The sequence below is a fragment of the Streptomyces sp. 3330 genome (assembly GCF_031456635.1).
Taxonomy (GTDB): Bacteria; Actinomycetota; Actinomycetes; order Streptomycetales; family Streptomycetaceae; genus Streptomyces.
Window position 1 is genome coordinate 1 of the sequence record NZ_JAVDVA010000062.1, and the last position, 6,754, is coordinate 6,754.

Genomic DNA, 6,754 nt, shown 5'->3' on the forward strand with positions numbered 1-6,754 from the left:
GATCCCACTCCGCATTCGTCAGGTCTCCGCGTCCCATGGAGCCAGCCTGCCCTCAACACCCCACCCAAGGAGGGAGATCCGAGAAACAGCGCCTAAGAGAGCATCTGATCAGCACTCACACTGATGTGGGTGGAATGTACGTTTCGGTTCGCCAGGTTGGTGTGGATTCTCCGGTCAGTTCGCGGGACATTTTGTTAGCCATGGCCCAGTGGATCATCGTCCGGGATCTCTGTGGCAGGGCTTCGTAGTCCCGGGCCAAGCGGCGGTGCTGCATCAGCCAGCCGAAGGTCCGCTCGATCACCCACCGCTTCGGCAGCGGTTCGAACCCTTTCGCCCGTGGCCGCTGAACCACCTCGACATCGATGCCCAGACCGGCACCGTGGTTGAAGATGCTGTTCTGGTACCCGCCGTCGGCCCAGACCTTGGACACGCTGGGGTGTGCCGCAGCCAGGTCATCGAGCAGGAGCTTGCCGCCGGTGGTGTCGTGGACGTTCGCGGCGGTGACCAGGACGGCCAGTACCAGACCGAGAGTGTCCGTGATCAGGTGCCGCTTGCGACCTTTGATCTTCTTGCCGGCGTCGATGCCCTGGCTGGTCTCGGCGACGTTTGCCGAGGTCTTCACGCTCTGAGCGTCCACAACGGCCGCGGTCGGCTCTGCACGACGGCCGTGGAATCGGCGGGTCTTGTCACGTAACAGGTCATGGACCTGCTGGGTGGTGCCGTCGGCTTCCCACTTCGCGAAGTAGTCGTAGACGGTCTTGTACGGCGGGAAATCGTGCGGCAGGTACTCCCACGGGATGCCGGTGCGATTGACATAGAGGATCGCGTTAACGATCTCTCGCAGATCGTGCACCCGAGCTGCCGTTCCAGGTCCGATCCGTCTCGCCCGCCAGGCATTGAAGACCGGTTCGATCAAGGCCCAGCGGGCGTCGGACACGTCACTGCGGTATGGACGACGAGCACTCACGCCTCATCCAACGACCGCCGACAGCGCCAGTCACAAAACCATCCCAGAACACCAACTACCTAGATCAGATGCTCTCTTAGCATGGATGTCGCTGTTCGTCAGTCACCAAAGTCAAATTTCTTCCAACCTGAGGAGAGTAATATTCCCCAGGCGAGCCACAGTATCCAATATGTGATCTTCTACCCGACTAACATAGATCAACACGGAATATTCAGGATAGTTGGGCTCGGCTAGATAACCTTCACTATCCGCCCAGTTCGACTGGATAGTGACCTTTCCCTTCATGCCTCTTGGGGTTCGATAATATTCCCCCCCTTTGTATCCACTCTCCCTGCATTCAAGATCAACACTCAAGAGGCCGCCGAGATCCCGTGCCATTCCGGTCAAATTTCCCTCACGGGACCCGAATAGACAAAAAATTGAACTCATTTTTCAAACTTCCAACCCAGCCAACGCCGGTCCGACCTTATGGAAAGATAAATTCTAGGCGGCACCCGTTTCGGACAAGTTCCGCCTAGCGAGAATCACTTCTTGACAATAGGACTTGGTCCTCTACTGATGGCGCCCTCCACAGATTCGTAGATCATGAAGTGTACGTCCCGATTGGCCATCCCTGTCAGGCTTTCCGCGAGGTCCGCGAGCCCCATCCTACCAAGGTCGGCTTCTGAAAGCGGAGCAGTTCGAGTGCCTCCAGACCTCAGCTCCACGCCAGCCTGCTTTGCCCGGGAAAGGAGTTCGGATCCAGCGAGCGCCACATCGAAATCGCTACGCGAACCGAAGGGGCGGCCAGTCTTGTAACTTCTTCCCGTAACCGAACTCCCCTGGAATATTGGGGTAACCCCCGTGACACCCGAATCGCTGAGACCAGAGCGCAACTCTTGAGTGAAAGCATTAAACTCGGCAGCGTTAGCGAACCCCAAAGGAATGCTTCTTGATCCAGGAAGGGGCATACCCTTACCGGCTCCAAGAGGGCCCCCCGCGAAAGTGCCACCCCGCAAATCACACAACATCGTTGGGGGGGGTTTCGCCGCACCCCTCCTCACGCTCAGGCTCACTCAGGAAAAAGTTCAGAACACCCTTGACTATCTGGGCAGTCTCGTGGGGGAGCGTGGGGAATTGAACGGTTAGAGGATTGTGTCCCGGGTTCAGTTGCCAGTCGGATACTCCTCCTTTACATGCAGACACCCAGCAATCTGACGTATTGCCGATATTAATGCTGGGGTGGTAGCTGGCTGACGGCCCGGTGACCGCGACATAGTCGTCGTTGCTGTTCTTGGAGTAGCAGCCCCCCGTGGTGCAGCCGGGTCCGTTGTGCTTGTTCGGTGCCCAGACACTGTCGGGGTTGTTGGCGCTGCAACCGTCGCAGTACAGCCCTGTGGGGTCGCTGTAGGTGATGGGGTTGCCAGCGGCGTAGGCGTAGCCGGCGATTTGTTGGTCGTCGGTGGCTGCGAATATGGGATCGAGGCTGGCGAACCGCCCAAGGATGGGGTCGTACTGGCGGGCGCCGATTTGGGTGAGGCCGGTGTTGGTGTTGTCGGGGGCGTTGAGGAAGCCGCGGTTGTCGATCCAGTTGACCGTGGTGCCGCGGGTGCTGCCGTAGGGGGTGAACTGGCGCCAGGTGGGGGTCTGGGCGGTGTTGTCCAGGTACAGGCCGCTGGTGCCGTGGGGGTCGTTAATCTGGAATTTGTAGTTGGTGCCGGTTCCGGTGCGTACGACGGTGCCGCCGCCAGGCAGGGGGAGGTAGCGAACGCCGGTGGTGGTGGTTCCGGTGAGGGTGAGTTGTTCGCCGGGCAGGTAGAGGGTGGTGCTGGTGGGGTCGGTCTGGAGCAGGACGTTGCCGTCGGCGTCGTAGATGTAGCCGGTGGTTCCGGCCTTGCCACCGCCTACTTGAGTAAGTTGTCCGGCGTCGTTCCAGGTCAGGGTCTGATTGCCAGAGGCAACGGTGTTGCGGGTGATGGTGTTGCCAGCCTTGTCGTAGGCGTAGCTAGTGCTCGCGGTGCTGGCGCCACTGGCCTGGGTGGAGGTCAGGGCGTGGGGCTGGGGGGTGCTGTTGCCGTTGTAGTCGTAGGTGTAGCTGGTGGTGGTGTCGCTGCCGCCGTTAGTGGAGTGTTCGACCTGGTGCTGGCGTTGTCCGAGGACGTCGAAGTCCCAGCTGGTCCAGTAGGCCGTGCCGCTGGCGAGCGGGTCGCCGACCTGGGCGTGGGCACTCGAGGTGGGAACGGCGCCGCAGTCGTCGGTGGCGGTCCAGGCCTCGGTGAGCCGGTCGAGTTCGTCGTATTGGTAGCACTGGGTTTCGGGAGCCGTGGTGGCGCCCCAGCGGGTGGTGACCTGCTTCGTGATGTTGCCTGCGGCGTCGTGAGTGTAAGACTGTTCGTCGATCTTCGACGGAGTGGCGGTGGCGGAGCGGGTTACCGACTGGTTGGTGAGTGCTCCCGTGTGCGGGTCGTATTTGTTGGTGAGGGTTGCTTGATTCGGCTCGCTGTCGCCCAAGATCTCCTGCGCCACCTGGCCGTAGGCGGTGTAGGCGGTTTTTTGGGCGTAGGCGTAGGAAGTGGTCGTCAGCCCGGCAGGCAAGTCCAGGTCGCTGGTGTAGGTGTGGGTGACGATCTCGTTGGGAAGACCGCCACCGAGGGGGTAATTGTCGGTGTACAGCAGGCCGGTATTTGTGGTGTAGGTGTGGCGGAAGGTGTAGGTCTTTCCGCCCAATGCGCCGTGCACGGCCGGAATGGTGACGGACTGGCCGAGTGAGTCACCGAAGACGTTGAACGCCAACTGCTGGGTGGTGTAGGTGTTGCCCGCGTTGTAGGAGGTGGCGGTGGTTCTCTGGCCGATCGGGTTGGTGACGCCGGAGACGGCGTTGTCATTGTCGTAGGTCCAGGCCGCCATCTGGTTGCCGCTCGCACCAGGCGCTTGAGCGGTGACTGTGGAGGCGTACTGGCCGGTCTGGCGGTTCAGTACGTCGTAGGTGCTAGAAACGCTCCTACTGCGGGCGTCAGTGGTCTGGGTGAGGTTGCCGACCGTGTCGTAGACCATGCTGGTGGTGCCAGCGTCGGGGTCCGTTTTAGACGTGGCGCGGCCAAGCAGGTCGTAGACGGTAGTCCAGGTGCTGCCCTTGGCCGTGACGGTGTTCTGCTCGCCGTGCCCGTCATAGCCGTAGGTGATGGCGTTGTAGGTGCCGCCGCTGATGGAGAACAGGCCAGTGAAGGTGTTGAGCGGGGCGCTCAGAGTCGGACGGGTGCTGTAGGAGTCGATCTCGGATGTGCGGCCGAGGGGGTCGGTGTGGGTGGTTTGGACCGTGGCGCCAGTGGGGGGGATGACGGTGGTGGCGTCTCCGCTGAAGACGGTGGTCGTCTTCTGCTTGAGCACAGAGTTCTGCAGGGAGTCATCGACGACTGTGCGGCCCAGGCCGTCGAAGGTGTAGCGGTCCTGGTTGGGGACTGCGGAGTCCTGCACTGAGGCTGGAGCCAGGTTGGGCAGGGTGTTGGGGTCCCAGTACGCGTTGTTCTTCTTCCACACCCATCCGTGTGAGTCGTAGAACGACTCGGTGATCATTCGACCGTTCTGCGGGGTCGGCGATTGGGTCTGTCGTGGCCGTCCGAGTGAGTCGATGAGGGAGTAGGAGGTGACGTAGCCCTGAACCTCGTTCATCGTCTGGGTGGTGGTGCCTGACTGGCTGGTCTGGGAGACCGTGTAGGTGTACTTGAGGTTGGCAGCAGCGGTGGTGGGCCGGTTGTGCTGCCACACCTCGGTGCTCCGCCCGAGCGCGTCGTAGTGGACGGTGTCGGTGAGCCCGTTGGCGTCGGTGGTGGTGAGGATGAGCCCACGGGTGGGATCCGATGTGGTGCTGGTGGTCTGATTCTTAGGGTTGGTAATGGTCGTGCCGGTGGTCAGCCCGACACTGTCCACGGTGTATCCGACGATGGTCTTGTTGCCAGCTGCGTCGTAGGCGTCTTTGGGACGGCCGTAGGTGTCGTAGGTGGCGCGGGTCTGGGTCTGCCAGCTGAACGCGCCACCGCTGTAGCCCGAGGCCTGCCGGGTCATGGTGATCTCGCCCTTGGTGGGCGCGGTCGTCTGCGGGAAGGCGGTGGCGAAGCTGGTGTCGTCGTAGTATGTCCTCGTCGCGGAGACCACTTGGTCAGGTCGGGAGACGCTGGTGGGTGCGGTGAGGGTGTTGAGGGTTTTCGGCACGGTGGCCGGAGTGTTCTGGCTGAATCCGGCGCAGGCGACCGAGTCGGTCTCCTTGGAGGCTTCGAGTCCGACCAGGTTGGTGGTCGTGTTGGCCTTGGCGTAGGTGATCGCGGTGCACTGGTCGTACGCGGCGACGGCAGGCACCGTGTGGGTGTAGCTGTAGGTCAGCAGGCCGAAGTTGTCGTCGGCGACGGTGGCGTTGTAGGTGTTGTCGGTCTGCGTGACGCGCCAGCTCGTGGTGCCCCCGCTGGTGAGTGCCTGGCGGCTCCAGGTCTCTGCGCTGTTGGTGGTGTGGGCGGTGAGGGCCGGCAGGCCGGTGCGGGCTCGGGTGGCTGTGGCGGCGGAGATCCAGTAGGAGGTGACGGTGGAGTTGTCCACGGTGCCGCCGACGCCGGTGTAGGCGGTGGTCTCCAGGGCGTTGCCCGCCAGCTGGTCGCTGTCGGTGTGCACGCCGCCCTGGGAGTCGGTCACGTTCACCGAGCGGCGGGTGGAGGAGGACAGCCAGTCGTCGTCCATACCTCGGTAGTAGGAGGTGACCGACTTGGTCTGCGCGTCGTTGACGCCGTCGCCTGTGCGGGTCTCTACGCTCGCGTAGCCGCGGAACTGGCCCCAGGTGCGGTACTTGGCCTTGACGACTTCGTTGTCGTCGTGGTGCCAGGCGGCGCCACCGTTGTAGAGGTAGTTGGTCTGCTTGACCATCGCGTCGTCGGGGACGTCAGGGTCGTCGGGACTGTCGGTGCTGTCGGTCTCCGTCACCTGGGTGACCGCGTATTTCTCGAACCAGTCGGTGATCGGGTTCAGGTAGTCCTTGGGTGTCCAGGACACCGGGTAGCAGGACTTGGTGTTGGTCTTGGGGTCCGCGCTGGCCACGTAGCTGGCGGTGCAGGCGTCCGGCAGGTCGTAGCTGATGGAGGTCAGCCCGCCCATTTCGCTGGTGATGCCGGAGATGCGGTAGCGGTACAGGCCGGGGAAGTTGGAGGCGTCGACCCGGTTTTTCAGGTCCACACCGGCGAACTTCACGTCCGGCAGGGCGATCGGGGCGGTGGAGCCGCCGGCAGTGGTGTCATCACCTTCGTGGGTGATCGACGCCAGCCACAGCGTGGGCGAGGTGCCGTCTCCGGTAGCCGGCTCACTCTGATGCAGGGTGTAGGTGTCGACCGCCTGGTACTTGGCGGCCGTCACGCTGTACTGCTGAACCTTGACCGAGGCCAGTCGGACGGTCGAGAAGAACGTCGGCCCGTGCGCGGCGCAGGTCGCTCCTGAGGCGCAGACCAGGTCGTAAGGGACGTCCGGATACTGGCTGGCGGCGGTACTCGCCGAAAGCGGGTCGCACGTGGTCAGGGTGCAGCGCGCGGCGGTGGTGAGGACGACCTGGTCGGGGATGGTGCCGTAGGCGCCGCCGCCGCGGAAGCCGTAGTCGATGCGGGCCAGGTGGGAGTCGCGGACGTAGGAGACGTTGTGGGCGCCGTTTTCCTCGCCGTAGTAGTTGGTGTCCTGGGCGTAGTAGGGTTCGTCTTCAAACGGATCTTGCCCAGAGCAGGAATGACGCGAGACTGACCGCTGCCTCGTAGGAGGTGGCGGTCTTGTCGTATCTGGTGG

General features: G+C 62.8%; 2 protein-coding genes. Both read right to left on the minus strand.

From position 1 onward, the window contains the following. Positions 1–115: 115 nt before the first annotated feature. Positions 116–967, minus strand: a complete 852-nt coding sequence (locus tag J2X68_RS40000) for an IS5 family transposase (protein WP_310437518.1) — start codon at positions 965–967, stop codon at positions 116–118. A 999-nt stretch (positions 968–1,966) separates the two neighbouring features. Then, the gene (locus J2X68_RS40005) at positions 1,967–6,337 is read right to left on the minus strand and encodes an RHS repeat-associated core domain-containing protein (protein ID WP_310437519.1); all 4,371 of its coding nucleotides are present in this window, start codon (positions 6,335–6,337) and stop codon (positions 1,967–1,969) included. Between the last annotated feature and the right edge of the window lie 417 nt (positions 6,338–6,754).